We start from the raw sequence: 26119 nt of genomic DNA, 5'->3' as shown, positions 1-26119 counted from the left end.
TATGGAATCAATTGTTCCGTTTTTTTGGCAAATTAATTTATAACACTAGTATTTTAATAGGCTTCGTGAGTAGGCTAAATTTTATTTGGGCGTGACCCTCGTCGCCCCGATGGCTATCGGGCTCGGGTCGGGCTTTACGTTCCCGCTTTTTTTTATCCCGTAAAAAAACGGGATAAAAAAAGAGCTCCACTGCAATCCCTCACGCAAAACAAACAACTTTATCCAAAATTTAATTAATAAAAACACTTTTCAAATGAAAATTCAATTTAAAAAAAATATCATATTAATAGTAGTAGCTCTTGCCTTTGCCTCTTGTTCTTCTGATTCTACAGAACCTGCAGTAAATGAGCTTGATGGTCTAACCAAATTTCAAGAAATAACCAATACAACTCATACTATCGAATTATACAAACACATGAGCGGTTTAGAACAAGGATTTAACGAAGTTGCCTTTAGAATCAAGGATAATGTAACTGGTCAGTATGTAAAAAACGCGACAGCTACTTGGATGCCAATGATGCACATGACTTCAATGATACATTCTTGTCCAAAATCCAAAATTGAAAAAGAGTCTGCCGAAACAACATTATATAAAGGATATATTGTTTTTCAAATGGCACAAAACGCTACCGAATATTGGGATCTGAAAATTGATTATACCATCAATGGAACTGCTTTTTCGGTTACTTCCAAAATCGATGTTCCTGCTTCCTTAAAACAAAGGGTTACTACTTTTACAGGAACCGATGGCGTGAGATATATAGTGGCTTATGCAGAACCACATCATCCAAAAGTAGCCATCAACGACATTGAAGTGGGGGTTTTTAAAATGCAAGACATGATGACTTTTCCTGTTGTGGATAATTTTAAATTAAAAATTGACCCAAGAATGCCAAGTATGGGTAATCATAGTTCGCCAAACAATGTCGATTTGACTCAAACAGTTGTTGGAGGATTATACAATGGAAAAATGTCACTTACAATGACGGGCTATTGGAAAATAAACTTACAATTATTGAATGCCAATAATGAAGTTTTAAAGGGAGAAACTATCACGGATGCAGTTCCGGCAAGTAGTATTTACTTTGAATTAGAATTCTAGTTGAATAAAGAAAGGTCAATTATCGATTTTGGTTTTTGACCTTTTTTATCGGTTTGAAATTGCTTTAAACCCAATTAATTATCAATAGTAACGCCAGCGCAGATTGAATAATCTTGTGCATGCAAAATTTTATTTCGATGAAAAAAACAACTTTTCTTCTACTGCTGTCTTTTTTTAGTACTATAACTTTTTTTGCCCAACAAAAACAAAAGGATTCAATTGTTGCCAAACCACTGAATGAAGTTATTGTTATTGGAAAGAAAACCAAACTGTATCAAAAACAAAGCAAACCACTTGCCACGATTGATGAATACCTTCAACAATCTTCCAAAGTAGAAATGATTAAAAGAGGCGGTTATGCTTGGGAACCGATTCTCAATAGTATGGCTACCGAACGTACATTGGTTACTATAGACGGTATGCGTATTTTTGGTGCCTGTACAGACAAAATGGATCCAATTACTTCTTATGTAGAGGTTTCAAATCTGGCCGAAGCTACCGTTGTTTCCGGTCAAGAAGGTGGTTGTCACGGAGCTACAATTGGTGGTGCTATTGATTTAAAAAAAAATCAAAGCAATTTTTCGAATTTAGGTTGGAATACCACTTTGAATGCGGGTTATGAGTCGAATAGTAATCAGAAAATTATTGGATCGGCTGTCAGTTTTGTAGACAAATCGTTTTATATCGATACTGATTTTATGTTCCGAAAAGCAGCTAATTATTTTGCTGGAAACAACAAAGAAATTCAATTTTCTCAGTTTCAAAAGTTGAATATATCGGCTTCTTCTGGAGTACGATTGGATACGGATAAAATGGTAAAAGCATCCGTTATTTATGACAAAGCAACCGATGTAGGTTATCCCGCTTTACCAATGGATGTTTCTTTAGCGAAAGCATTGATAACTTCTTTGAGTTATGAATATGCTCCCACAGGAGTAACTCTTCAATCTTGGGAATCCAAGTTGTACTACAATACTATAACGCATACTATGGACGATACCAAGCGCCCTGAGGTTCCCATTCACATGGATATGCCAGGCTGGAGTGATACGTATGGAATGTATTCAAAAGCAAAAGGTATTTTTGGAGCACATCATTTCACGGCTGATGTTAGTTCATTCTACAATCGTTCTGTCGCCGAAATGACGATGTATCCCAATGATCCAAACGAGAACTTGATGTTCATGTACACTTGGCCCGATGTGAGGACGTTGTATTATGGATTGTTCTTAGAGGATAATCTGGTTTTAAATCCCCATTCAAATTTGCTGTTTACAGCTAGTATTGCCAGTCATACTAATAAAGTTGCCAGTCAATTTGGATTGGAAAGTCTGCAGATTTTTTATCCCAAAATGGATGCTCTCAATAAGAGGATTCTTGGCAGTTTTTCGAGCAAATATAGTTATGCTAAAAATGGTTTCGAATATGGGTTAGGATTTGGATTTGGAGAACGTGCACCGGCAGTTTCCGAAGGCTATGGTTTTTATTTGTTCAACAGCTTTGATGGATACGATTATATAGGGAATCCCGATTTGGCCAATGAGCAATCTCTGGAGTCGAGTCTGTCTTTTGGCTATTCAAAAAGCAAGTGGAGTTCTAAAGTATCGGCAACTTTTTTTCATGTTTCCAACTACATTGTGGGCGTTCCTGATGCAAAATTAATTCCGATGACAATTGGTGCCAATGGAGTAAAAATATACAAAGCTTTAGATTATGCCACGATTTTTAATATTGATTTGAATTTAGAATATCAAATTTTAGAAAGTTTAAAATGGCAATCACAGCTGGTTTATGCCTATGGCAAGGATAGCAACAATAGGAATTTACCTTTTATCAGTCCGTTTAGTTATTCGAGCGCTTTTAATTATTTAAAAAATAGAGTTTCGGCCTCGATTGCTATTGTTGGAAACGCCACTCAATCACAATTTAGTCCGTATTATGGAGAGAATGAAACGCCCGATTATGCAGTTTTAAATACGTCTGTTGGTTATTCTTTTTATGTTGAAAAAATCAAATGGAATGTTAGGGCAGGAGTCGAGAATGTTTTCGATACGTATTATTCTACTTTTTCTAGCTGGAACAACATTCCGAGCCAAGGAAGAAATTTTGTTTTGAATTTAAATTTTGGATTCTAATAAAAATGGATTCGATTTTTTATGTATAAAAGTCGTTTTCAAATTGTATTTTTGAATGCTAAAACAACAACAACTTAATTCTTTAAAAAAAAAGCATTTGTTAAAATAAATTTTCAAACCATATAAGTCATATAAGTTTTTAGGCTAAATAATGCTAAGTAAGAACTAAGTCCATTTAAGTAAAAACATATATTTTTTTTCACTTATATTTACTTTAACCACTATTTGGAAAGCTAGTTTTCTTTTTCTTATATTACTTATATGTTTCAAAATTAAATGCTGTTTAAAATAGAATATAGCGTAAAATATAAACCTATGATTTCCGTTCCAGAAGCCTTTTCAATATTAGAACATAATTTGCCTGTTTTGCAGGAAGTGGAGATTTCTTTATTTCAAGCAAGAAAACATATTCTAGCACAATCGCTGATGTCGCCTATTAATATGCCGCCTTTTCGGCAATCGGCTATGGATGGTTATGCTTTGTGTTTGCATGATGCTTTGGTTTATGTAATTGTTAGTGAAATAAAAGCGGGAGATTCTCACTTGGTAAATTTAATTCCAGGACAAGCCGTAAAGATTTTTACCGGTGCTGCTGTGCCCGATTCGGCGCAAGCAGTTATCCAAATTGAAAAAGTAGCAGCAAACGGAACGCAATTGCTGCTGGACGAATTGGTAGCGCCTGAAACGAATGTTAGACCAATTGGTGAACAGATTTCAGCAGGGGATTTGGCACTCCAAAAAGGAACTTTGTTAAATGCTGCTGCCATCGGTTTTTTGGCAGGGCTTGGTTTTACAAAAATTCCTGTATATAAAAAACCAAAGGTTGGGATTGTAGTTACTGGTAATGAATTGTCAAAAGCCGGAACACCTCTTGAATACGGCAAAGTCTATGAGAGTAATGGTATCATGCTGCAATCGGCTTTAATTGACGCTTTTTATGATGAAGTTACTATATATGAAGTCAATGATGATTTTGAGAATACTAAAAACAAACTGAATGAGGCGTTAACTGCCAATGATGTAGTTTTAGTTTCGGGAGGAATATCGGTTGGGGATTATGATTTTGTGGCTCGTGCGTTAAAAGATCTTCAAGTAGAAACGCTATTCTACAAAGTCAACCAAAAACCTGGGAAGCCTTTATTCGCAGGAAAGTTAAATAATAAAGTGGTTTTTGCATTGCCCGGAAATCCTGCTGCTTGTCTAACTTGTTTTTATGTATACGTTTTGCCTACATTAACCATTTTGTCTGGGGCTGAAGCCAATTATCAACAGGCTGTTTTACTTCCATTAGCCCATGATTTTGAAGTAAAAAATACCCGTTCCCAATTTTTGAAAGCGAGTATTAACAATGGAGAAGCCGAAATTCTGACGCATCAAAATTCATCTATGCTCAATTCTTTCTCCGTTTCCAATGGATTGGTTTATGTACCTCACGGTCATTATGAACTGAAAAAAGGAGATAAAGTTGAAGTGTATTTACTCTAGTTGGCTTTATTCTATGATTTACAGTATTAAATTTTAACCATATAAGCCATATAAGTTATTTTTTACTGTGCTTTAAGTGAGTACCCTAAAGAGAATATAAGTTAAAACCCTTGATCCGACTACGAGATTTGACTTAAATGAACTTAATTTTATGCGCTTTTTTAAAAAAGAAAACTTATATGACTTATATGGTCGAAAAATAGTAAACAAATGCTGTTGTTTATAGAATTAAGCGCTCTAGTTTAATACCTATAAACTTCGTTATGGTTTCGGGAGTAATTTGATGGTAGTAATTTGGATTCTTGTAAAAATGAATTTAATCGCTTTTCCTAAACATCTTGTGAGTTGCGTGAGGGATAGAAGCTAGCTACCGAAGTAGCGCGTATAGCCCGACCCCGTTGAGAAAAGTGGCTTTGTAAGCAGTGTCTAAAGTAAGCCGCTTTTTTCAACGGGGGCACGCCCAAAAAAATATTTTCAACTTTAAAAATAGGTGATATTTGAACTATTCCTCTATCTTTTCGTCTTCTATCATTTCTATCCAAGAAAGGAAGAATTTATAGCCTAAGGTTAAAATTACAGCTCCTAAGAATAAACCAATGAATCCGTTGTAAATGAATCCTCCAATGGCACCTAGAAATATCACGAGCATCGGCGCAGGTGGATTGCCTCTGCCCAGAAAGATTGGTTTTAATATGTTGTCCGAAATCATCGTGATGCCAATCCAAATAGCTAAAAGTGTAGCAGTAGTAGTATCGGTTACCGAATACATATAAATAACAACAGGAATAGCAATTGGACCTATTCCTATTTGGATTATGGCGAGTATGAGACAAATGATTGTCAAAATTCCTGCAAAGGGAACACCTGCCATAAAAAAGCCTGCTCCAACCATTAAGGACTGAATAAGGGCAACTCCCAGAAACCCTTTTACCACATTGCGTATGGTTATTACAGTGATCAAAGCATAATGTTCTCCATTGGATCCTATTAGTTTGATGAATATGTTTTTGGAAACCGATGTTATTGATTCCGAATACAATAATAATCCCATAGCTATGATTATGGAGGCGATAAATTGCAATATACCTTTACCAACTCCTGCTAAGGCAAGTAATAGCCATTCTCCAACTATTTTTAATTGATCGGAATATTTGAAAACCACATTTGAAATGTCCTCTGAGGCACTTTTCCAAATTTCTAATATTGGTTTAGTAATAGTTGGCCAATTCTTGGTGCTTTCTCCCGGAGGAGGAATTAGGTGTTCTCCTGATTGATACGTATGGCTGAAATTATTCACCTCTTCGTATAAGGATTGGGAAACTAATACACTGGGGATTATGAGGATACTGAGTAGAACTATCGTCAAAAAAACAGTGGCCACTATTTTTTTACCTCTAAATAATTTAACGATCGATTCATAAACGGGACTGAAAGCTATAGCGATTACAGCAGCCCAAATCAGGATGAGGACAAAGGGTTTCAAGATGGCATAACACCAGCTTATCAATAAAAAAAGAACACCAAGTCGGATGAGCGTATCAGCTATTTTTTCGAAATTATAGTTGTTGAAATACGGATTTTTTTGATTCATTTTTCAGTTTTTTTTAGATGAATAAAAAAGGAAATAGGATTATTAGGCTAATCTAGTTAAATTGTAGTAAATGTCAATAGTAATTAATGACGTGTTTTGTTGAAAGTTTAGATAATTTAGAATTTTGATCGAAAATGTTTTAAAATATTGGTTGGTTTGGGTACGATTTAAATTGTGGTTTTGTATTTTTACTAAATTCATTTTTTTGATGCATGTCAAGACTTTGAAGGTATATCTTGCAGCAAAACTATTTATTTCCAAACAAACGTAGCATACTTATGAAAATAGCGCTTTATACAAACGAATTTCCACCCAATATTTATGGTGGAGCAGGAGTTCATATTGATTTTTTGAGTCAAGAATTGGCTAAACTTGGGCAAGTTGAGGTTCGGTGTTTTGGAGATCAAAAGGAGAACAAGGATTCCATGCATGTGGAAGGAATTAATTCCTGTTTGACTAAAATGGTCGATCCAGAAAACGAACACATAAAGATGTTTCATAATTTAAGCCGAAATGTCGAAATGGCTCAAGCAACTCCTAAAGCTGATATTGTGCATTGCCATACTTGGTACACGCATTTGGCTGGTGTTTTTAGCAGAGAATTGCTGCAGGTACCGTTAATATTGACGACTCACAGTTTAGAAACGCATCGTCCTTGGAAGGTAGAACAATTGGGTAACGGTTATTTTATGTCCCGATGGATTGAAGCAAACGCTTACAAAACTGCCGATGGTGTGATTGCCGTGAGTGAACAAATGAAAACCGATGTTGTGGAAGCCTATGGTGTTGATCCCAAAAAAGTAACTGTAATCCATAACGGTATCGATCCCGAATTTTATAAACCGACTTTTGATGAGGCTTTGTTGGCTGAATATGGAATCGATCCAAATATTCCTTTTGTGCTTTTTGTAGGCCGAATTACTCGTCAAAAAGGAATTTCAGGATTGATTGAAGCAGCCCAATATTTTACTAAAAATTGCCAAATTGTACTTTGTGCAGGGGCTCCCGATACCGAAGAAATTGCTAAAGAAACGGAATCGCTTATTGCAAAATTAAAATCTGAAAGAGAAGGAGTAATTTTAATTTCGGAAATGTTACCACGTGAAAAAGTCAAAGTGCTGTACAGTCATGCTCGAGTTTTTGCTTGTCCTTCGTTATATGAGCCTTTCGGGATCATTAATTTGGAAGCTATGGCTTGTGAAACGCCCGTTGTGGGCAGTCATGTAGGTGGAATTCCTGAAATAATTGTGGAAGGAGAAACCGGTTATTTGATTCCGTTGGAAAGTGTTTCCAGAACAGATTTTAATCCAAAAGATCCAATTGGTTTTCAAAAAGCTTTTGCCGCCAAGATAAATGCATTGTTGGACAATGAGGAACTGGCAACAGCTATGGGTAAAGCTGGTCGCGTACGAGTGTTGAAACAATTTAGTTGGGAATCGATTGCTAAAACTACTTTTAATTATTATCAGGAAGTAATTGCTCGATTTGTGAAAGAACAGGCTTAAGCGATTTTAATATATTTGCAAAAGATTCAACCGCAAGGTTCGCAAAGCAAGCGCTATGAACGCAAAGCTTAGCGAACTTTTCGGTTAAATATGTACACGATTAAGCTACCGCACATTCGACCTTTTTTTCTTCAATTATCTGCAAATCGATTATTTTTTGAGCAACAGTTCCTTTTTCAAATAAGCGAATGAATTTAAAAACACTGCTAACCAGAAAACCTGGATTTGAAATTAATCGAGCGATTTTGGTGATTTTCGCATCTCTTTCCTGTATGCAGGCATCTCTTTGATTTTCGGGTAGTACAACAAATTCATTGGCAAATTTCCAAGCTCCATCTCTAGCCGTTTTCATACTGAAATCAATAAAGAAGTTGTCTATTTTACCAGATAATTTTAAAATAATGGTCAACGTTGGCCAAATTTTGATTAGGCATTTTTCGACGCTTTCTACAAGATTGCTCAGAATAGTATTTATTTGGTCAAAATCAGATTTTAAGCTTTCAATATTTTCTGGAGTACAAACTTGTGCCGATGCAATTCCTAGATCCAGATTCACATGCGCATTGATACCGAGTAATAAATGCTGAACAACTATTGGCCAAAAGTCTTCTGCTTGTTGAAACGAGAATTCCCAACATTCAGAAGGTTTTTCTTTGGCTTTGTATTGGTAATACGCCTTCAAATACCGATTGGCGAAAATAACATCTAGTTTCTCCATTCGTTCCCCATTCTGAAAAGTACCATTGGCAATGCCATTCTTTATTTGTACAGTAACTTCACGATAAAGAGCAGTAAACAAGCCTATAGCGCTTTGTTCTAATTTTGATATTGCAATTATTTCATCCAAAAACTGAATGACTTCGTCTATAGTAGTAGCTTGCTTCATATTCATTTATAGTTGGTTATGGTTAAAAATGGAAGAACGAATATAATTATTTTAATTTTTTAAAGAGTATTTTTTTTGAAGTAATTGTCTTGCTATTTTTTTGTGTTTAATACTAAAAGCGAGTATGAATATGAATTATTGTTTTTTTATAACAAAAAAGATGCCGTTAAGTTGTTTTTTTATTTTCAGGAAATTATCATTTCGTTATATTTGCGAAAGTATAACGAAAATAACCAACTTTGAAGATCAAAAGTAAAATTTGGATTGAAACCGACGAAGGAATCCTCATTAGCGAAGGCCGTATTCAGTTGTTAAAGCTTATTGAGGTTACTGGTTCTCTCAATAAAGCCGCCAAAGAAATGAATATTTCCTATCAAAAAGCATGGAAATTGATCGATGCATCGAATAAAGCTTCCAAAGAGCCTTTAATCGAAACTCATGTGGGAGGTAACAAAGGAGGAGGAACAATTGTAACTGCTTATGGTAAATCACTTATTGATTCTTTTGAAAAAATTAATATTGCTTGTTGGGATTTTTTAGATTTAGAACTTAAAAAACATTCTTTATGAGCGTAGAACATTTATTAGACATGCCTTTATTATTGGTATTGTTTCCTATTGTAGCTTTTTTGTACGCTAGTGTTGGTCATGGCGGGGCGAGTGGCTATCTCGCTTTAATGAGTGCGTTTGCTTTCCCGATGACATTCATGAAACCCACAGCTTTGGTATTGAATATCTTGGTTTCGGGTCTTTCTTTTTATTTTTATTACAGGGAAAAAAACTTTAAATGGAATCTCTTTTATCCTTTCGCATTGACTTCTATTCCGTTTTCGTTTATTGGGGGTTATCTAAAAATCGATGCTTTTTATTATAAAATTATTTTGGCTACCGTTTTGGTCTTTGCGGTAATGCGTTTGTTAGGGCTTTTTGGAAAAGAGAAAGAAAATTTAAAAAATATAAACGTTCCCATGGCATTGGCATTCGGTGCACTTATTGGATTTCTATCTGGTTTGTTGGGTATTGGCGGCGGTATTATTTTGAGTCCTGTTCTGTTATTGATGGGTTGGGCTACTATGAAACAAACGGCTGCTGTTTCGGCATTGTTTATATTGGTCAATTCTATTTCTGGACTTTTTGGTTTTGTGTCACAAGGAGGTACGTTACCAGTTTCTTCGGGACTTTTAATCGGATTGGTTTTTATAGGAGGATTATTGGGAGCTTATTATGGAAGTACAAAATTTAATTCAAAAGGGTTACGAATTGTATTGTCTATAGTTATAGGGATCGCCATTTTTAAATTATATGCAACCGCATAATTTGAACAAAAAAAAATATGGAAAATAAAATAACAGCAATTGTTTTGGCAGGAGGTAAGAGCCAACGAATGGGAACTGAGAAAGGTTTGTTGGTTTTAAACGGAAAACCATTCATTAAACATATTTGTGATGCTTTACAGCCCATTTTTGGTTCCAATATTTTAATTGTTTCGGCAAACAAAGAATATGATGCTCTCGGTTTTACCAGAGTCGAAGATATTATTGAAAACAAAGGTCCAGTTGGGGGTCTTTATACTGCACTTAAGGCATCCAAGACCAAAATCAATCTGGTTTTGAGTGTGGATGTGCCATTGGTCTCAACTGAATTGTTGCAATGGGTTTTAAAAAATCACGACGAAACCTACATGGTGACACAAACCAAAAGTGGCGATAAAACAAGCCCACTGATTGGGGTTTACGATCGTTCCATGCGAATTGTTTTTGGAGAACATATGGCAGGTAAACAATTAAAATTACGAAAAGTAATTGAAGATGTCAAACACCAAACTCTTGAAATTCCAGAAAAATGGAATAACCAGATTCAAAATATAAACACACCAGAAGAATATCAAAATTTAATCAAATGACGATAACGCTAAAATATTTTGGTTTACTCGCCGATATCACTCAATTGAAAGAGGAACAATTCACTTTCGATCAAGAAACTATTTCGGTTTCAGCATTAAAATCTAAAATAGAGGACAGTTACCAAAACATGCAAAATACAACTTATAACATTGCGGTCAACCAAACGATGAGCGATTTGCAAACCTTTATAAAAGACAATGATGTAATTGCTTTTCTGCCGCCTTTTGCTGGAGGGTGAAATTTGTTTGAAGTTTAATGGTTCAAACCCGTTTAACTTTAAACTTTTAAATATTAAACACTATGAGATATTCCAGACAAATAATTCTCCCGGAAATAGGAGAAACAGGCCAGCAAAAATTACAGAATGCTCGCGTTTTGGTAATTGGTGCGGGTGGTTTGGGCTGTCCTGTTTTGCAAAATTTGGCAGCAGCAGGAGTTGGAAACATCGGCATTGTAGATGGAGATGTGGTAGATGAAACCAACTTGCACAGACAATTATTGTATACTTTAAAAGATTGTGGAAACAGTAAATCCGAAACTGCCAAAAAAGCGATTTTGGAACTCAATCCCGAGATTGATGTAGTGGCCTTTGCTGAGTTTTTCAAGGAAGAAAATGTGGTACGAGTGGTTGGGGATTACCAAATCATTGTCGATTGTACCGATGCGATTTCCGTTCGCTACTTGATTAATGATATTTCTGTTGCCAAAAGAATTCCAATGGTGTATGCTTCGATTCATAAGTTTGAAGGGCAGGTTTCGGTATTCAATTATAAAAATGGTCCGAGTTACCGTTGCTTATTTCCTGAACAGGAAGGATTAAATGCCGTTCCGAGTTGTGCGGAATCCGGAGTTTTGGGTGTTTTGCCTAATACCTTAGGTGCATTTCAAGCCACTGAAGTACTTAAGATAATATTGGAAATCGGTAAGGTATTATCGGGCAAATTATTGATTTATGATGCACTCCATTTTCAAACCCAAATTATTGATTTTGTCAAAAATCCAAAAGAAATAGAAAAAGCATTTATAAACGGAACTTTGCTTTTGAACAGCAAAAGAACAAATGAAGATTTAACTCCCGAAGCTTTTTTAGAAAAATGCGGTCAGTTAAGAATCGTTGTTATTGACGTTCGGGAATTGGACGAAATACCAGAGTTTAAAAGAAATAATGTTATTCGGATTCCCTTGAGTATGTTAGAAGATTACAGCAAAAAATTAGATAAAAATCAGGAAATTGTTTTGTTTTGTCAAACGGGGAAACGCAGTCAAATGGCTTTGAATTATTTGATAAAATCAGGGTTTGTTAGTGTTTTTCATTTAGCAAAAGGCATTGCATCGCTGAAAGATCAAATTCAATAGTAATATCAATTTGAAAAATTAAAAAAATACACTAATAATGTCAACAGATAAACCCAAAAAAAGTTCCTTTATTCAGGGACAAATAACATCCGAATTTATTGGGAATTCGATTGCCAAACACCAAAGTAAAACCACAATTGGAGCACACAATATTTTTTTGGGCCAAGTTCGTGCCGATGTAATTGAAGGAAAAACAGTTGCAGCGATTGAGTATACAGCCTACGAAGAAATGGCGGAACAATCTTTCTACGAAATTCGAGAAGCGGCTTTTGCCAAATATGAATTGTCGTGTTTGCACATTTATCATAGTTTGGGAACGGTAAAAACAGGCGAAATTTGTTTGTTTGTTTTTGTTTCGGCACCAAGACGAAAAGTGGTCTATGAAGCTTTGGAGTTTTTGGTAGAAGAAATAAAAGAAAAGACAGCCATTTTCGGTAAGGAAATTTTTGAAGATGAAAGTTATACTTGGAAAAAGAATAGCCCCCCAACCCCCGAAGGGGGAGTTCTGTAGATTGTCTTAAATGCATGGCAATACGCACAAATCTAAAATTGTTAATCCTCAATCTAAAATCTCCATGGTAGATATCACCCACAAAATAATCACACAACGTACTGCAACAGCTCAAGCTATTGTCAAAGTTGGTTCGCCGGCAACGATGCAAGCCATTATAAACAAAACCGTTCCGAAAGGCGATGTGTTGGAGGTTTCGAGAACAGCAGGGTTGTTTGCCGTAAAAAATACGTCAAATTCTATTCCCGATTGTCATCCGATGCCAATTGAATTCACCGGAATTGAATATGAACTGCTGGAAGATTCTATATTGATAAAAGTAACGGTAAAGGCAATTTACAGAACAGGCGTTGAGGTCGAAGCCATGCATGGTGCATCAATTGTAGCCTTGACAATGTATGATATGCTAAAACCCATTGACAAACAAGTCGAAATTTCGACCATAAAATTACTGCACAAAAAAGGCGGAAAATCCGATTATGGGGTCAAAGAAGATCTCGATTTATCGGTAGCGGTAATCGTTTGTTCCGACAGTGTTTCCAGTGGAAAAAAAGAAGACCGAGCGGGAAAAGTAATCTCAGACAAAATCAAGAATCTTGGATTGAGCGTTTCGAGTTATTCGGTCATTCCAGATGAGGTTCTCGATATTCAGGAGACGATAAATAAGTTGTGTTTAGCCAATAAAGATTTGATTATCCTTACTGGCGGAACAGGTTTGTCCAACCGTGATGTCACTCCCGAAGCTATAATTCCAATGCTCGACCGACGCATTCCAGGAATTGAGGAAGCCATTCGCTCGTATGGTCAGGACAGAACGCCTTATGCGATGTTGTCGAGATCTGTAGTGGGGTTTAAAGGAAGTACATTAATCATGGCTTTGCCGGGTTCTACAGCAGGAGCCAGTGAATCTATGGATGCAGTATTTCCTTCCGTATTGCATTTATTCAAAATATTAAATGGTTTCAACCATGGAAAATAACAGCAATTCAATGCAGGACAACTACGGGAGAGTGCACAATTACCTCCGAATTTCGATTACGGAACATTGTAATTTGAGATGCACGTATTGTATGCCAGCCGAGGGGATTGCGCTTACACCAAGAGCGCATCTGATGACTGCAGACGAGATTGTAACCATTGCCAAGACTTTCGTAAAACTCGGCGTTAATAAAATCCGATTGACTGGTGGCGAGCCATTGGTGAGAAAAGACGCCAAAATCATTATTGAACAATTAGGAAAATTGGGTGTCGAACTGACATTGACCACCAACGGAATTCTAGTTCACGAATTCATTGACACCTTCAAAGAAGCCAGAGTCACCACTTTGAACGTGAGTATTGACAGTTTAAAAAAAGAAAAATTCAATCAAATTACACGTCGCAATTATTTTGAAAAAGTAATTGAGAATCTCGATTTATTAGAAGCGAATGGCTTTCAGGTAAAACTAAATGTCGTTGTGATTAAAGGCTTTAATGATCACGAAATTATTGATTTTATTGAAATGACCAAAGGCCGAAACATTCAAATTCGGTTTATAGAATTTATGCCTTTTGACGGTAATCAATGGAACAAAGAGAAATTGGTGAGTTATGCCGAAATCCTTGGTCAAGTCAATGAATTTTATGCCGAACAAAAGGTAGAACGCATCCAAGACAAACCGAACGATACTTCCAAAAACCACAAAATTATAGGCTATCAAGGCAGTTTTTCGGTAATCAGTTCTGTGACCAATCCGTTTTGTAGTACTTGCAACCGCATTCGTTTAACCGCTGATGGAAAACTAAAAAACTGTTTGTTCTCGAATACCGAAACATCCTTGCTTGATACTTTACGAGGAGGAGATTCAATTGAACCACTTATTTTTCAAAATATTAAATCCAAACATACCATGCGAGGCGGAATGGATGATGATGCTAAATTCCAAAATCCACTGCTTTTTTCTAAAAACAGAAGCATGATTAAGATTGGGGGCTAAGAGAAAAAATAGAAATTATTTCACAAAGACTCGCGAAAAAACACAAAGATTCATGAAGGTTATTACTGTTTGAACTGAGCCTTTGGTATTCTCTGCGTCTCCTTTGCGAAACTTTGCGAGACCAATTTCACGCAAAGGCGCTAAGACGCAAAGGGAGTTTTTTTCAAATTGTATCGCTTTGAGTGTTTTTACCATAATTTCAAAAAAACAAAAATGCTTACTTTTAGCCCCGATTACAGTGGAAATCCTTGTGTGCCGGTGTTCGGCACGCAAGATTGAAACGGAAAGCGGGACCAATGCCTCCTGAAAATGCCTAATCTTTCTGCTCCAAAAAAAGGTTCAGGTTATTGTAAAATCAAAATCTAAAATCCCTGATAAAAGTCATTGTTAGCACTATACAATTGTGAATACCTTTGCAGGATGAAGGCAGAAAAAGAATCCAACAAAAAAGGGTACAACAATTATGGCACCCATCTCCGTGAAAAATACAACGGTCAAAAAGTTTTCAAAGTAATTGTAGACGGTAATTTTAGTTGTCCCAATCGCGACGGACTCAAAGGCTACGGCGGCTGCACCTATTGCAATACCGATTCTTTCACACCCGATATTTCCAGAAAAGCGCCTACCATCGAAGAGCAGTTGTTGCAAGGTATGGAGCGTGCCAAAAAATCATACAAAGCCGATCAATTCATAGTCTATTTTCAGCCCAACACCAATACATACGCTAGTGTCGATTATCTCAAAAATATTTACGACCGCGCCTTGTCTTTCAATTCAGATGAAGTCGTTGGATTTTCGGTAGGAACGCGTCCCGATTGCATCGATGCCGAAAAAGTTGCCCTGCTCGAAAGCTATTGCTACCGATTTGATGTAGACCTCGAAATGGGAATGGAATCGATGTATGACGAAACTTTAGAAAAAATAAATCGAGGGTGTACTCACGCCGAGTTTATCACCGCTGTGGAATTATTAAAAGACAGTCCCATCGATTTGTGCGTGCACACCGTTTTTGGATTTCCTTGGGAAACCCGAGAAATGATGCTCAACTATATTGCCGAAATAAACCGTTTTCCCCAAATAAAATTTGTCAAATTCCATCATTTACATATCGTCGAAGGCTCCATTATGGGCGTCCATTACAAGCGAAACCCGTTCCCACTCTTCACTTTAGAACAATACACCGATTTGCTTTGCGACCTCATTCCGCTCCTGCGCCCCGATATCGTCATTCAACGCCTCTTTGGAATCTCCGATTGGGATTTGCTCATCGCGCCAAATTGGGGACTCAAAAAGACCCAAATCCAACATTTCATTGACTCTACAATCGAGCAAAGAGGCATCAAACAAGGTTCTAAATACAACAGTCTTTAAGAAGATTTGTTCATAATTTGGGCGTGCCACCATAAAGGAGAGAGGCCAAATCATTGCAACGGTGATTCGGCCCCTCTCCTTTATGCTGTCGTGCTATCCGCGCTACTTCGGTAGCTAGCTTCTATCACTCACGCAGTTCATAAGATGTTTGGTAGAAAGTGAGATGTTTTTTTATCAATCAATAGTTTTTCAGATATTTTTACTGTAGCCACAGTTTTAACCGCGGGTAGCTTTATATTTACATTTGAATTAGCAACATCAATCATCATAACATCAATCGCAAATGTCAAAAAAAACGTTACTGTTATTCGGCTTCATCCTACTGAAATTTGTATTGCAATATTCTTTAATAAGCTCCGATTACGACTTACAGCGAGACGAATATTTGCATCTTGACCAAGCCCATCATTTGGCTTGGGGTTATTTATCGGTTCCGCCTTTTACCTCTTGGATATCCTATCTTATTTATCTTTTGGGGAATTCTGTTTTTTGGGTTAAATTTTTCCCAGCCTTGTTTGGCGCCTTGACGATTGTTGTCGTTTGGAAAACTATCGAAGAATTAAAAGGCAATTTGTTTGCCTTAGTTTTGGGAGCAACTTGTGTTTTCTTTTCAGCACTTTTAAGGCTAAACACTTTGTACCAACCCAACTCTTTCGATGTGTTGTGTTGGACTACTTTTTATTTTATACTAATCAAATACATCAATACGGAAAATACCAAATGGCTTTTCATTGGAGCAATTTTATTTGCCTTTGGTTTTCTGAATAAGTACAACATTGGTTTTTTAATTATTGGATTGATTCCAGCAATTGTTTTGACACAACATCGCAAAATGTTTGCTCTTCCTAAATTGTATTTTGCCCTTGCACTAGGTTTGTTGGTAATCACACCCAACCTTTTGTGGCAATATAACAATAGCTTTCCCGTAATTCATCATTTAAAAGAATTGACGGATACACAATTGGTTTATGTAGACAGATTGGATTTTTTAAAATCACAATTGCTCTTTTTTGTAGGTTCATTTTTTGTAATTGTATCGGGATGGTTGGCCTTGTTATTGTACAAACCGTTCCAAAAATACAGACTGTTCTTTTGGAGCATTATTTTTACACTGGCTGTTTTTATGTATTTCAAAGCCAAAGATTATTATGCTATCGGGCTTTATCCTATTTACATTTCCTTTGGTTCCGTTTATTTAGGTAATCAATTAAAAGAAGGTTGGAAACGCTATTTACAACCCGTTTTAATTTTAATACCGATTTTGTTTTTTATCCCGATGTACAACGCTTTCTTTCCTAACAAAAGCCCTGAATATATAGTGAATCATGCCAAACCGTATCAAAAATATGGGTTGCTTCATTGGGAAGACGGTAAAGACCATCCATTGCCACAAGATTTCGCCGATATGCTGGGCTGGAAAGAATTGGCTATAAAGGTAGATTCTGTTGCAGGTACATTACCAGATTTGGAACACACCTTAATTCTTTGTGATAATTACGGACAGGCCGGTGCTATCAACTATTATACGACTAATAAAAAAGTGGTAGCCCATTCTTTTAGTGCTGATTATATCAATTGGCTTCCTTTGGGTATGAAAATTAAGGATGTCATTTTGGTAAAAGAGGAAAACGATGATGACAAAGACCGAAAAACAGAAATTCCTTTGTTTGACACGGTTTATTTTGCAGGCAAAAGAATCAATAAATTTGCCAGAGAACCTGAAATCTCCATTTATGTATTGCGAGGAGCAAAAGTGGATGTCAATAAAAGAATTAAAGACGAAATGGAACGGAACAAAAACTATCAAGAATAGTGTAAAAATATAGTCTGAATTTTATTCTCTCAATCCAATTTGATTTAACGGTTTTAAAAAAACTTTCAAAGTTCAAAAATTCCCACTGGAACTTATTTGTAACAAATATTTACTTATAATAAAAAGATAAATCATAGTATTTATAAGTAAATCTATACAAAATAATTTATTTTAAAGTAATAGTTTTGATTTTAAAATAGATTACTTTACTTCTAAAATTTTGCTATTGGTAAGAAGTTTTCTAAAATCTGTAACAAAATCGCCATAAATTAGTCTTGTTTAGGAACGAATATTATATCGATGAGAACAAATTTATTTATAGCTTTTAATATTTTACTTTTCTTTCAGCTTGGAATGGCTCAAAACACAAAAGGAAAAATCATCGATTCCAAAACGGGAGAAAGTATTCCGTATGCTAATATTAAGGTAAACGATTCCGAAAACCTAGTCTCTAATGCTGAAGGTTTTTTTGCACTCTCTGAAAATAACAGTACAGATGAAACCCTACTTACGGTTTCCTATTTGGGTTTTGTCAATAGACAACTGACCGTTGGGGAATTGAAAAAACTCGATTTTATAATTAAACTGTTACCCGGAATATACGAACTGAAAGATGTTGTCGTGTCGAATAAAAAACCGAATGCCTACGAAATCATGGCAAATGTTAAAGCCAACTTAAGTCAAAATTATACTACCGGAGAAAAAGGGTCAAAAGAAATGTTCTTTTACAGATCCTCTAATTATTTTAATCCTTCAATAATCGATGTAGAGATTAATAAATCAACGGGTTTTAGCAAGCAAGCATTGTCAAAAGTCAACAATGACCTGCAGACTTTTTCTAATCAATTAATTTCGCATCCACCATTGTCATTTACCGATATTCTATGTAATTATTATTCGGTTAAAACAAAAAAAGCAGATAAGTTTGTGTTTACCTCAAAATTAAATGTTTTAAAAGCCACTGTCTTAAAAAAGGAAGGAGAGTCTACATCTCTAGAAGATTTAGAAAAAAAAGCCAAAAACTTGATGCTTCAGCATCTCGATACCACCAAGTATTACAGGATAAAGAGCGGTCTTATAGGATCAAGGGATACGATATCATTTCGAAAAGAGTTCAATAAAAATCGAAGTAAAGACAAAGAACCAAAAAATCAATTAACTGCTACAAAAAGTAATCTTAACAATTTTATGTATAAAAATGATTTGTTAAGTAACAAGAGATTCGATTTTATACAAAGGCCAGAATTGTATTTCTATACTTTTGAAGGTACAATCTACACGAATCAAAATGAATTTGCTTACGTTCTAACTTTTAAACCTCGAAAAAGCAAAGCCATGTATGTAGGCAAATTATATATTTCTGTAAACGATTATGCCGTCTTGAAAACCGAATATATTCTAGACGATGGTGAAAAGGTGCATAATTTTAATATGAAGCTTCTTTTAGGAATTAAAGTGTCCGAAAATGTTAGTAAAGGGACAATAATTTACAAAAAAAGAGCCGAAGACGATAGTTATTACATGCAGTATGCTGCAATAGAAAGCGGAAATTACTTTTATCTAAATCGACCTTTAAAACTTATAGAATTGACCAATAGCGAAAAAGATATATTGGCATTTGATTTTAAAATGGAAGCCAATATTCTCAACAAAACCGAATTTCTAAATATGTCTCGTTCTGAAACATCAGCTGCAGCAATTGAAAAAATAAAGGAAGAGGATTTTAAATTTATAACCATTAAATCTTATGATCCCAAGATATGGAAAGATTACAATTCTATCGAACCATTGCAAGAGATGAAACAATTTAAAGTAATTGATTGAGATCTAAAGCGGCATTAATTTTATTTCGTAAACGGTAGCAAATTTGAAACCTGTTCGTAAGCATGTATACTTGCTTGCGCCCGCAAAGGGCATATTTAAATAACAAAAAGGGAGTATGATAAAACGATCATACTCCCTTTCTTTTCTATTTTTAGACTTTAATTCACTAAAAACAAAGCATTGCTAAACAATAGAATTCCGTTTTCCCAAAAACCTCTAAACAAAGGATTGTCAATCATATAAATTACAGATCCATCTCCTTTTTTGTCAACGGCAAAGCTTACCGTTTCAGTTAGTTTTTTCTTCATGTCGTTCCCAACAAAACCATAACTGTGATAATCTTTCGGAATGTAAGCCACATTAATCGCTTTTTTCAGCAAAGGATAACATTTTTCATTGGTTTTTAGACTGTAATAGGTTTTGCCAAGCCCAAAAGCCATTGGATAGGTTTGGTCTATTTTATTTTCCATAATAGCACCAGGAATAGAACCCGAAATGGCTCTTCGTTCAGATCCTTCAAAATCAAGGAAACGTTTCTTCAATTCCAATTCTTTTTCATCTTTCTCCGACTTTTCTTTGTCTTCTGCACTAGCAAATGGACTTAAAGCGTATCCTTCTCTGTCTTCAAACAAAGAATTTGCTGCATTCATGGCAATTACTTTTCCGCCATTTTTTATCCAGACGTCAATTTGTGTTTTTTGCTCATCCGATAAATTATAATAACCATCGGCCAAAATCAAAGTGTTGTAATTGTATAATTTAACTCTGCTAAAGTTGGCAGTTTCTACAATACTCACAGGATAACTAATAGTTTCATCCATATAAAACCACGTAGCACCAAATTCGGTTGAACTTACTCCTTTTCCGGATAACAATAGTACTTTCGGGGCTTTAAGCAAGATGAAATTTTCACCACCCAAATCCTTTGAATTGGTAGAATATCCCGTTGCGATATAATTATAATCCGATTTAATTTTGATAATATCACTTACTGTTTTTTCAAAATCAACCACTTTCGGGTTATCAGCTTTGCTTACAATTAACCCGCCTGGTTCAATTATAACATCTCCAAAAATGGCTTTTTTCATGGCCGATCTCACTTTGATACCCGCTTGATGTAATTGAGAAACTACTTGTGCAGAAGTTCTGTTATTCCAAGGTATATGAAAAGCATAAACCGAATTTGGGATCTTTTTTTCGAGAACTTCAATGGTTGTTTTTGTTTTGATATTTAAGCTGTTTTTTACTGCATAACCTTCGACGCCATACGCAAGTGGTATTGCCCAAGCTGTAATGTCATACGATAAACTATCATTTAGTTTTTGATTGGGTTCAAAAAGTACTTGGGTTAAGACCGCTCTGGGTTGATCTACTTTTATAATTAAATCATTGGGTTCTATCTTAAAACTTTCATTCTTTTTGGTTTGATAATGAAAACCTGATTCGTTTGCAGACGCATCAGCATAAGCAAAATCGATATTATTTTTCTTTAATAAAACGGCCATTTGATCCAATTTTGGATTGTTTTTCATGACGTAGGTTTTGTAAGTTCCTTTAACTTTTTTTCGAGCATTGATGTTAAAGTCTCTAAAGCCTTTTAGTAAAGCCTCTTTTTGTTCTGAAGCGCTTTCTATAATTGTAAGTACGGCTGTGGCGTGGTGTGTCAAACGGTCTTTTATGGTTAAGTTGACTCCGTTTTCCATTGTAATTTCTCTTCCAGCGCCAATTCCGCCTTGTTCCAATGTCATTCCAACGGCACCGTTGTAGGTTGGGTATGTATCGCCATAACTTGGGTAAAACAAATCAAAGCGCTCACGGGTATTGTACGTCCAATTCTGTTTGTCAAATTTGGCCGAAATGTTTTTACCTAAAAGTAGATGAAAATCTTTTTGATATTGCTCTATAAACTCATGCAAGGGCTCAGCAGATGGCGGAAAAAAGTAAGGAGAATCATAACTCATTTCATGTACATCAGCATGTACTTGAGGCATCCATTGATAGTACATTGCGATTCTTTGTTGTGTCTCTGCTTGCGTTTGCCAAGCCCAATCTCTGTTTAAATCAAAAATGTAATGATTGTAACGGCCACCTGGCCAAACTTCCATATGTTCTCTGTCATACAATCCAGGATGTGTTTTCTTTCCCGAAATTTCTCTTAACCAATTTCCATATCTAGAATACCCATCAGGATTGATACATGGATCCAGAATGACAATCGCATTTTTTAACCATGTTTTGGTAGCTTCATTAGTCGGATTTAGTAATTCATAGACAACGGTTAAGGCACTTTCGGTTCCGGCAAATTCATTTCCATGTACATTAAAACTGATCCAAACAATGACTTTGTCTTCAACGGCCGAAGTTTTAGTGTTAGACATGCCAATTGCAGCAAGATTGTTGTTTCTTATTTGTTCTAGATTGGCTAAATTTTCGGGAGTAGAAATGTAAAATAAATTCAAATCTCGTTGTTCATTTGTGACTCCGTATTTTTGCTTTTTGATAAGTTTAGATTCTCCAACGAGATAATTGAAATAATCCTCCACCTGATGGTAATACGTAATTTGTTTACCATAACTGGGTATAAATTCCGAAGGGCTTTTTAATTGAGCAAAAGCCGAAAAAGTTGTTACAAGTAAGAACAACACAACATAAAAATATTTTTTCATATTTGGGTAAGTTTAGAAGGGATTCAAAAATAGCGATTCGCTTTTTCTTGACCTAAAAAAAGCAATAAATATTAAAAGGGGGTGTAAATATTTTAGATTAATGCTTTTTTTGCTGGTTTTAAATAAATAATCAATTTTTTTTTGACCCAAAATAGCATTTGCCATCAAAATATAAATTTGGGCGTGACCGCAGCTAGAAAAAAGGGCTAGTTTCGTTGTCGTCATTGCCCTTTTTCCTATCTGCGGTCGGGCTATTCATGCTACTTCGGTAGCTTATTTCTATCCCTCACGCACAATGTCATTAAGTTAAGCTTTGTTTTTTCTCGCCAAGACGCCAAGTTAAGAGCCATTTTTTTGCGTCTTCGCGTCTTTGCGAGAGTTATATTTTGAAAAAGCGCAGTGAGAAACCCTTAACATAATGACATTGTCCTCACGCAATGCTAAGAGTATTTATTGCAAACAAGAGGAAAATTTAAGGATCGTCATCGCTTTAGGTGTGCGCTATATTATCAATTCTAACTCTTTAGTATGTTTTTTGATAATTTATATTTTTGTTTTCTTTTAATTTATATAAAATGTTATTTGTGAGTAGTTTGCAGAATAAATTTTCGTAATAATGAAAATTTTTTAGTATTTTTAAATTTTAATTTTATTGGATTTATTTTTCTACTGATAATTATCATATTTTATTTTTTATAAGGATGTTAATTTTGCTAAAACAAATAAAAGACTTTTTTGTCCTTATTTTATTACATGTGAAATAATATAAATATTGGATCTTAAAACAGAATAATTTTATATATGAGTAATTTATATCAATCCCACAAAATATTATTTTTAAATACCTTAGCTTTTTCGGTCTGTTTTGCCTGTTGGACATTAAATGGTGTTTTAGTTACTTATTTGGTTGACCAAGGCATTTTTAATTGGACTGTAGTAGAAGTAGGTTGGCTTCTTGGGATTCCTATTTTATCAGGTTCTATTTTTAGATTGCCAATAGGTATTTTAACGGATAAATTTGGTGGGAAAATTATTTTTGCCTCCTTATTGTTACTTTGTTCGATTCCATTGTTTTTGTTACCATTTGCCAATTCATTTTGGAGTTTTGCAGTATTGAGTTTTCTTTTCGGATTGGTAGGAACCAGTTTTGCTGTCGGAATTGGATATACCTCAGTTTGGTATCCTCAAAATTGGCAAGGTAGAGCTTTGGGGATTTTTGGCATGGGAAACGCAGGAGCAGCATTAACGACCTTTATTGCTCCTACTTTATTAAATGATTTTTCCCAAAATGATCCCGAAAATGGATGGAAAATGCTGCCCATTACCTATGCAATTGTTTTGGTAATTATGGGAATACTTTTTATTGTATTTGCCAAAAATAAAAAACCACAAGGCGATTCCAAAGATGTTATTACACTATTAAAACCATTAAAATCAGTTCGTGTATGGCGATTTGGAGCCTATTACTTTTTGGTGTTTGGATGTTTTGTGGCGTATTCACAATGGTTATTGCCTAATTTTATGAATGTGTATCAAACCACACTCGTTATGGGAGGAATGTTTGCAACCATGTTCAGTTTACCATCGGGAGTAATTAGAGCTTTTGGAGGGTATTTATCCGATAAATATGGTGCTCGAAAAGTGATGTATTGGGTGTTGGGATCCTCTATAGTGATTAGTTTTTTATTGATGTTCCCAAAAATGGAAATCCTCACTGCCGGTTCCGGTGTTTTGGCTGCAAAATCGGGTGTAGTAACTGAAATATCTGCATCAACCATAAAAATTGACGGTGAACCACAAACTATAAATACAAAAGAGGTGACCGAAAAAGAGGTGAAATCGATTCTTCCCGTAAAAAAATCATGGCAAGAAGTTGTTGTTCAACAAAATCAAGAGGTGAAAAAGAAAGAACTTTTGGCTAAAGGTATCACCCAAATTAAGTTTGAAGCCAATATGTGGGTTTATGCAGTATTGGTGATTCTAATCGGAATTTCTTGGGGAATCGGTAAAGCCGCTGTTTTCAAACACATTCCGGAGTATTTTCCTAATGAAGTTGGGGTAGTAGGAGGGATGGTAGGACTTATAGGAGGGTTAGGTGGTTTTGTAGGGCCAATTATCTTTGGGTATTTACTGAACTCTACCGGACTTTGGACCAGTTCTTGGATCTTTATTTTCCTGATATCATTGGGCTGTTTGCTTTGGATGCACCGTACCATTATCAAAATACTTCGGGTGAAATCACCAAATTTTACAAAAGAGATTGAAGACAATAAGTAAGACAATATAATTTGCAATAACTTGATCAAATCAATATAAAAATAATTCAAATACAGACACAATATGAAAACATGGCTAGACAAATGGGAACCGGAAAATGAAGAATTCTGGGAAAAAACAGGGAGTAAGATTGCTTGGAAAACTTTAACAATTACCACTTTATCACTAATTTTATCTTTTGCCTCCTGGTTTATGATGAGCGTAATTGCAGTCAAACTTCCGGGACTTGGATTTTCGTTTTCTAAAGACCAACTTTTTTGGTTGGTGGCTATACCTGGTTTAGCCGCTGGTTTTTTACGAATCATTCATACTTTTATATTACCCATTTTTGGCACGCGACATGTTGTGGCTTTCGCTACTTTAATAAAATTAATTCCAGTTGTTGGAATAGGTTTTGCCGTGATGGATACCAATACACCGTTTTGGGTTTTTGCTATTTTGGCTTTTACCTGTGGTTTTGGTGGGGGTGATTTCTCTTCCTACATGCCAAGTACGAGTTTGTTTTTTCCAAAAAGGCTCAAAGGGACCGCTTTGGGAATTCAAGCAGGAATTGGGAATTTTGGGGTTTCACTAGCACAGTTTATTACCCCACTTATTTTGAGTGTGAGTATTTACGGAGCCGCTTCAGTATTTACAAGCATTGATCCAAAAGAAACGCTTGCTGTTTTTCAGAATGCTAGTTTAGAAAAGCAAAAAGAAGTATTTGGAGTATTGGATGCCGATGTGCAAACCAAAATATTGGAAAATGTAAAGAAACCAGTATTGGATTCGGTTATGACAGCGACTCAATCAACCGATAATGCAGTTATTTTTGCAGCTTTGCCTTTAAAAGCAAAATCAAAAGCCATTGCAAATGCGAACCCAAAGTTGGCTGAAAAAATATTAAATAAAATTAGTCCAGATAATACCGCTGTGAAAAATAAAGAGGTATACATTCAATCTGCTGCTTTTTGGTACATCCCTTTTCTTTTGATTCTGGCTGTTATCAGTTGGTTTTATTTAAAAAGTATTCCAATGCAAGCTTCCATAAAAGAGCAAATGGATATTTTTAAAAACAAGCATACTTGGTATTGTACGATTACTTACGTAATGACTTTTGGAACTTTCGCAGGTATGTCGGCTGCATTCCCTTTGATGATTAAATTTTTATATGGTGATTTTCCAAATGCTCCAGATCCATTAGTATATGCTTTTTATGGACCACTGATTGGTTCAGCTAGTAGAATTGCTTTTGGTTTTGTGGCGGATAAAGTGGGAGGTGCAATTTTGACCACTATTACAGGTTTAGGGATTTTAACTGGAGCGATACTTTTAGTGACGCAAGGTTTGGTTGCACCAACGAGCATGGATCAATTTCCGATGTTTGTGGGAGTGATTTTAGCAATGTTCTTCTTTACGGGTGTCGGAAATGCAGGTACCTTCAGACAATATCCGATCATTTTTGCTGATAATCAACGTCAGGCTGCAGGAGTAATTGGTTGGACCGCTGCAATTGCCGCTTTTGGACCTTTTATTTTTTCTAAATTTATTGGAAATAATATTACAGCTAATGGTACTGTAAATCAGTTCTTTTATGGTTTAATTGTTTTCACTATCTTAGCTACAGTTATTAATTGGTGGTTTTACAACCGCAAAGGATGTGAGAAACCAAGTTAGTACCAATATCTGAATTGGGAGTTGATATAACGGTTATTCCAATAGCTCTTCTAGATCTTTTG

General features: G+C 35.5%; 20 protein-coding genes. 17 read left to right on the top strand and 3 right to left on the bottom strand.

Annotated elements, in window-relative coordinates; translation table 11 throughout:
- Positions 1-253 precede the first annotated feature (253 nt).
- The 3 genes from OYT91_RS09645 to OYT91_RS09635 all read left to right on the top strand — a co-directional run bounded on the left by OYT91_RS09645 (position 254) and on the right by OYT91_RS09635 (position 4722).
- Positions 254-1102: a hypothetical protein gene (locus tag OYT91_RS09645; protein ID WP_281237784.1), complete on the top strand. Its 849-nt coding sequence runs from the start codon at positions 254-256 to the stop codon at positions 1100-1102.
- Between the two features lie 137 nt (positions 1103-1239).
- Positions 1240-3237 carry a TonB-dependent receptor plug domain-containing protein gene (locus OYT91_RS09640; RefSeq protein ID WP_281237783.1) on the top strand — a complete coding sequence of 666 codons (1998 nt, stop codon included), beginning with the start codon at positions 1240-1242 and terminating at the stop codon, positions 3235-3237.
- A 276-nt stretch (positions 3238-3513) separates the two neighbouring features.
- Positions 3514-4722 (top strand): molybdopterin molybdotransferase MoeA, encoded by a 1209-nt coding sequence (locus OYT91_RS09635; protein ID WP_281237782.1) that lies wholly within the window; start codon positions 3514-3516, stop codon positions 4720-4722.
- A 502-nt stretch (positions 4723-5224) separates the two neighbouring features.
- Here the strand turns inward: OYT91_RS09635 and OYT91_RS09630 are convergent.
- Positions 5225-6313 carry an AI-2E family transporter gene (locus OYT91_RS09630; RefSeq protein ID WP_281237781.1) on the bottom strand — a complete coding sequence of 363 codons (1089 nt, stop codon included), beginning with the start codon at positions 6311-6313 and terminating at the stop codon, positions 5225-5227.
- 278 nt (positions 6314-6591) lie between these two features.
- On the opposite strand from OYT91_RS09630, the gene glgA reads away from it, so the two are divergent.
- Positions 6592-7818, top strand: a complete 1227-nt coding sequence (gene glgA / locus OYT91_RS09625) for a glycogen synthase (RefSeq protein ID WP_281237780.1) — start codon at positions 6592-6594, stop codon at positions 7816-7818.
- 100 nt (positions 7819-7918) lie between these two features.
- Here the strand turns inward: glgA and OYT91_RS09620 are convergent, their stop codons facing one another.
- Entirely contained in the window at positions 7919-8710 is a 792-nt protein-coding gene (locus OYT91_RS09620) for a DUF5995 family protein (protein ID WP_281237779.1), read from the bottom strand.
- Between the two features lie 233 nt (positions 8711-8943).
- Between OYT91_RS09620 and OYT91_RS09615 the strand changes: the two genes are divergently transcribed.
- From OYT91_RS09615 to OYT91_RS09565, 11 genes are all read left to right on the top strand, one after another.
- Positions 8944-9273 carry a winged helix-turn-helix domain-containing protein gene (locus OYT91_RS09615; RefSeq protein WP_281237778.1) on the top strand — a complete coding sequence of 110 codons (330 nt, stop codon included), beginning with the start codon at positions 8944-8946 and terminating at the stop codon, positions 9271-9273.
- Positions 9270-10019 carry a sulfite exporter TauE/SafE family protein gene (locus OYT91_RS09610; protein WP_281237777.1) on the top strand — a complete coding sequence of 250 codons (750 nt, stop codon included), beginning with the start codon at positions 9270-9272 and terminating at the stop codon, positions 10017-10019. Before OYT91_RS09615 ends, OYT91_RS09610 begins: the two co-directional genes overlap by 4 nt.
- 17 nt (positions 10020-10036) lie before the next feature.
- Positions 10037-10606 (top strand): molybdenum cofactor guanylyltransferase, encoded by a 570-nt coding sequence (gene mobA / locus OYT91_RS09605; protein WP_281237776.1) that lies wholly within the window; start codon positions 10037-10039, stop codon positions 10604-10606.
- Complete coding sequence (locus tag OYT91_RS09600) at positions 10603-10845, top strand: MoaD/ThiS family protein (RefSeq protein ID WP_281237775.1); 243 nt, start codon at positions 10603-10605, stop codon at positions 10843-10845. The genes mobA and OYT91_RS09600 overlap by 4 nt, the downstream gene beginning before the upstream one ends.
- A gap of 62 nt (positions 10846-10907) precedes the next feature.
- Positions 10908-11963 (top strand): HesA/MoeB/ThiF family protein, encoded by a 1056-nt coding sequence (locus OYT91_RS09595; RefSeq protein ID WP_281237774.1) that lies wholly within the window; start codon positions 10908-10910, stop codon positions 11961-11963.
- Between the two features lie 37 nt (positions 11964-12000).
- Positions 12001-12474: a molybdenum cofactor biosynthesis protein MoaE gene (locus tag OYT91_RS09590; protein WP_281237773.1), complete on the top strand. Its 474-nt coding sequence runs from the start codon at positions 12001-12003 to the stop codon at positions 12472-12474.
- 10 nt (positions 12475-12484) lie between these two features.
- Positions 12485-13453: a bifunctional molybdenum cofactor biosynthesis protein MoaC/MoaB gene (gene moaCB, locus OYT91_RS09585; RefSeq protein WP_281237772.1), complete on the top strand. Its 969-nt coding sequence runs from the start codon at positions 12485-12487 to the stop codon at positions 13451-13453.
- A complete protein-coding gene (gene moaA, locus OYT91_RS09580) occupies positions 13443-14450 on the top strand; it encodes a GTP 3',8-cyclase MoaA (protein ID WP_281237771.1) in 1008 nt (335 codons plus the stop codon). The genes moaCB and moaA overlap by 11 nt, the downstream gene beginning before the upstream one ends.
- Before the next feature lie 420 nt (positions 14451-14870).
- Positions 14871-15821 (top strand): tRNA modification radical SAM protein MnmL/YtqA, encoded by a 951-nt coding sequence (gene mnmL / locus OYT91_RS09575; protein WP_281237770.1) that lies wholly within the window; start codon positions 14871-14873, stop codon positions 15819-15821.
- A 283-nt stretch (positions 15822-16104) separates the two neighbouring features.
- On the top strand, positions 16105-17634 hold the full coding sequence (locus tag OYT91_RS09570) for a glycosyltransferase family 39 protein (protein ID WP_281237769.1): 1530 nt from the start codon (positions 16105-16107) through the stop codon (positions 17632-17634).
- A gap of 300 nt (positions 17635-17934) precedes the next feature.
- The gene (locus OYT91_RS09565; protein WP_281237768.1) at positions 17935-19458 is read left to right on the top strand and encodes a carboxypeptidase-like regulatory domain-containing protein; all 1524 of its coding nucleotides are present in this window, start codon (positions 17935-17937) and stop codon (positions 19456-19458) included.
- A gap of 158 nt (positions 19459-19616) precedes the next feature.
- Here OYT91_RS09565 and OYT91_RS09560 read toward each other — a convergent pair whose 3' ends face one another.
- Positions 19617-22124 (bottom strand): M14 family zinc carboxypeptidase, encoded by a 2508-nt coding sequence (locus OYT91_RS09560; protein ID WP_281237767.1) that lies wholly within the window; start codon positions 22122-22124, stop codon positions 19617-19619.
- An 801-nt stretch (positions 22125-22925) separates the two neighbouring features.
- Between OYT91_RS09560 and OYT91_RS09555 the strand changes: the two genes are divergently transcribed.
- Both OYT91_RS09555 and OYT91_RS09550 read left to right on the top strand, forming a co-directional pair.
- The gene (locus OYT91_RS09555) at positions 22926-24401 is read left to right on the top strand and encodes an MFS transporter (protein WP_281237766.1); all 1476 of its coding nucleotides are present in this window, start codon (positions 22926-22928) and stop codon (positions 24399-24401) included.
- A gap of 63 nt (positions 24402-24464) precedes the next feature.
- The gene (locus tag OYT91_RS09550) at positions 24465-26057 is read left to right on the top strand and encodes a magnesium transporter MgtE N-terminal domain-containing protein (RefSeq protein ID WP_269221933.1); all 1593 of its coding nucleotides are present in this window, start codon (positions 24465-24467) and stop codon (positions 26055-26057) included.
- Positions 26058-26119: the final 62 nt, after the last annotated feature.

This window comes from Flavobacterium praedii (genome assembly GCF_026810365.1).
Lineage (GTDB): Bacteria > Bacteroidota > Bacteroidia > Flavobacteriales > Flavobacteriaceae > Flavobacterium > Flavobacterium praedii.
Note: the sequence above shows the minus strand (reverse complement) of the source record. Positions and strands in the feature narration are given on the sequence as shown.

Excerpts from the sequence above, each read along its gene's own strand:
- moaA (WP_281237771.1), top strand. The coding sequence starts at position 13,443 with ATGGAAAATAACAGCAATTCAATGCAGGACAACTACGGGAGAGTGCAC.
- glgA (WP_281237780.1), top strand. The coding sequence starts at position 6,592 with ATGAAAATAGCGCTTTATACAAACGAATTTCCACCCAATATTTATGGT.
- OYT91_RS09565 (WP_281237768.1), top strand. The coding sequence starts at position 17,935 with ATGAGAACAAATTTATTTATAGCTTTTAATATTTTACTTTTCTTTCAG.
- moaCB (WP_281237772.1), top strand. The coding sequence starts at position 12,485 with ATGCATGGCAATACGCACAAATCTAAAATTGTTAATCCTCAATCTAAA.
- OYT91_RS09560 (WP_281237767.1), bottom strand. The coding sequence starts at position 22,124 with ATGAAAAAATATTTTTATGTTGTGTTGTTCTTACTTGTAACAACTTTT.
- OYT91_RS09590 (WP_281237773.1), top strand. The coding sequence starts at position 12,001 with ATGTCAACAGATAAACCCAAAAAAAGTTCCTTTATTCAGGGACAAATA.
- OYT91_RS09620 (WP_281237779.1), bottom strand. The coding sequence starts at position 8,710 with ATGAATATGAAGCAAGCTACTACTATAGACGAAGTCATTCAGTTTTTG.
- OYT91_RS09555 (WP_281237766.1), top strand. The coding sequence starts at position 22,926 with ATGAGTAATTTATATCAATCCCACAAAATATTATTTTTAAATACCTTA.
- OYT91_RS09635 (WP_281237782.1), top strand. The coding sequence starts at position 3,514 with ATGCTGTTTAAAATAGAATATAGCGTAAAATATAAACCTATGATTTCC.
- mobA (WP_281237776.1), top strand. The coding sequence starts at position 10,037 with ATGGAAAATAAAATAACAGCAATTGTTTTGGCAGGAGGTAAGAGCCAA.
- OYT91_RS09630 (WP_281237781.1), bottom strand. The coding sequence starts at position 6,313 with ATGAATCAAAAAAATCCGTATTTCAACAACTATAATTTCGAAAAAATA.
- OYT91_RS09640 (WP_281237783.1), top strand. The coding sequence starts at position 1,240 with ATGAAAAAAACAACTTTTCTTCTACTGCTGTCTTTTTTTAGTACTATA.
- OYT91_RS09610 (WP_281237777.1), top strand. The coding sequence starts at position 9,270 with ATGAGCGTAGAACATTTATTAGACATGCCTTTATTATTGGTATTGTTT.
- OYT91_RS09550 (WP_269221933.1), top strand. The coding sequence starts at position 24,465 with ATGAAAACATGGCTAGACAAATGGGAACCGGAAAATGAAGAATTCTGG.
- mnmL (WP_281237770.1), top strand. The coding sequence starts at position 14,871 with ATGAAGGCAGAAAAAGAATCCAACAAAAAAGGGTACAACAATTATGGC.
- OYT91_RS09595 (WP_281237774.1), top strand. The coding sequence starts at position 10,908 with ATGAGATATTCCAGACAAATAATTCTCCCGGAAATAGGAGAAACAGGC.
- OYT91_RS09645 (WP_281237784.1), top strand. The coding sequence starts at position 254 with ATGAAAATTCAATTTAAAAAAAATATCATATTAATAGTAGTAGCTCTT.
- OYT91_RS09600 (WP_281237775.1), top strand. The coding sequence starts at position 10,603 with ATGACGATAACGCTAAAATATTTTGGTTTACTCGCCGATATCACTCAA.
- OYT91_RS09570 (WP_281237769.1), top strand. The coding sequence starts at position 16,105 with ATGTCAAAAAAAACGTTACTGTTATTCGGCTTCATCCTACTGAAATTT.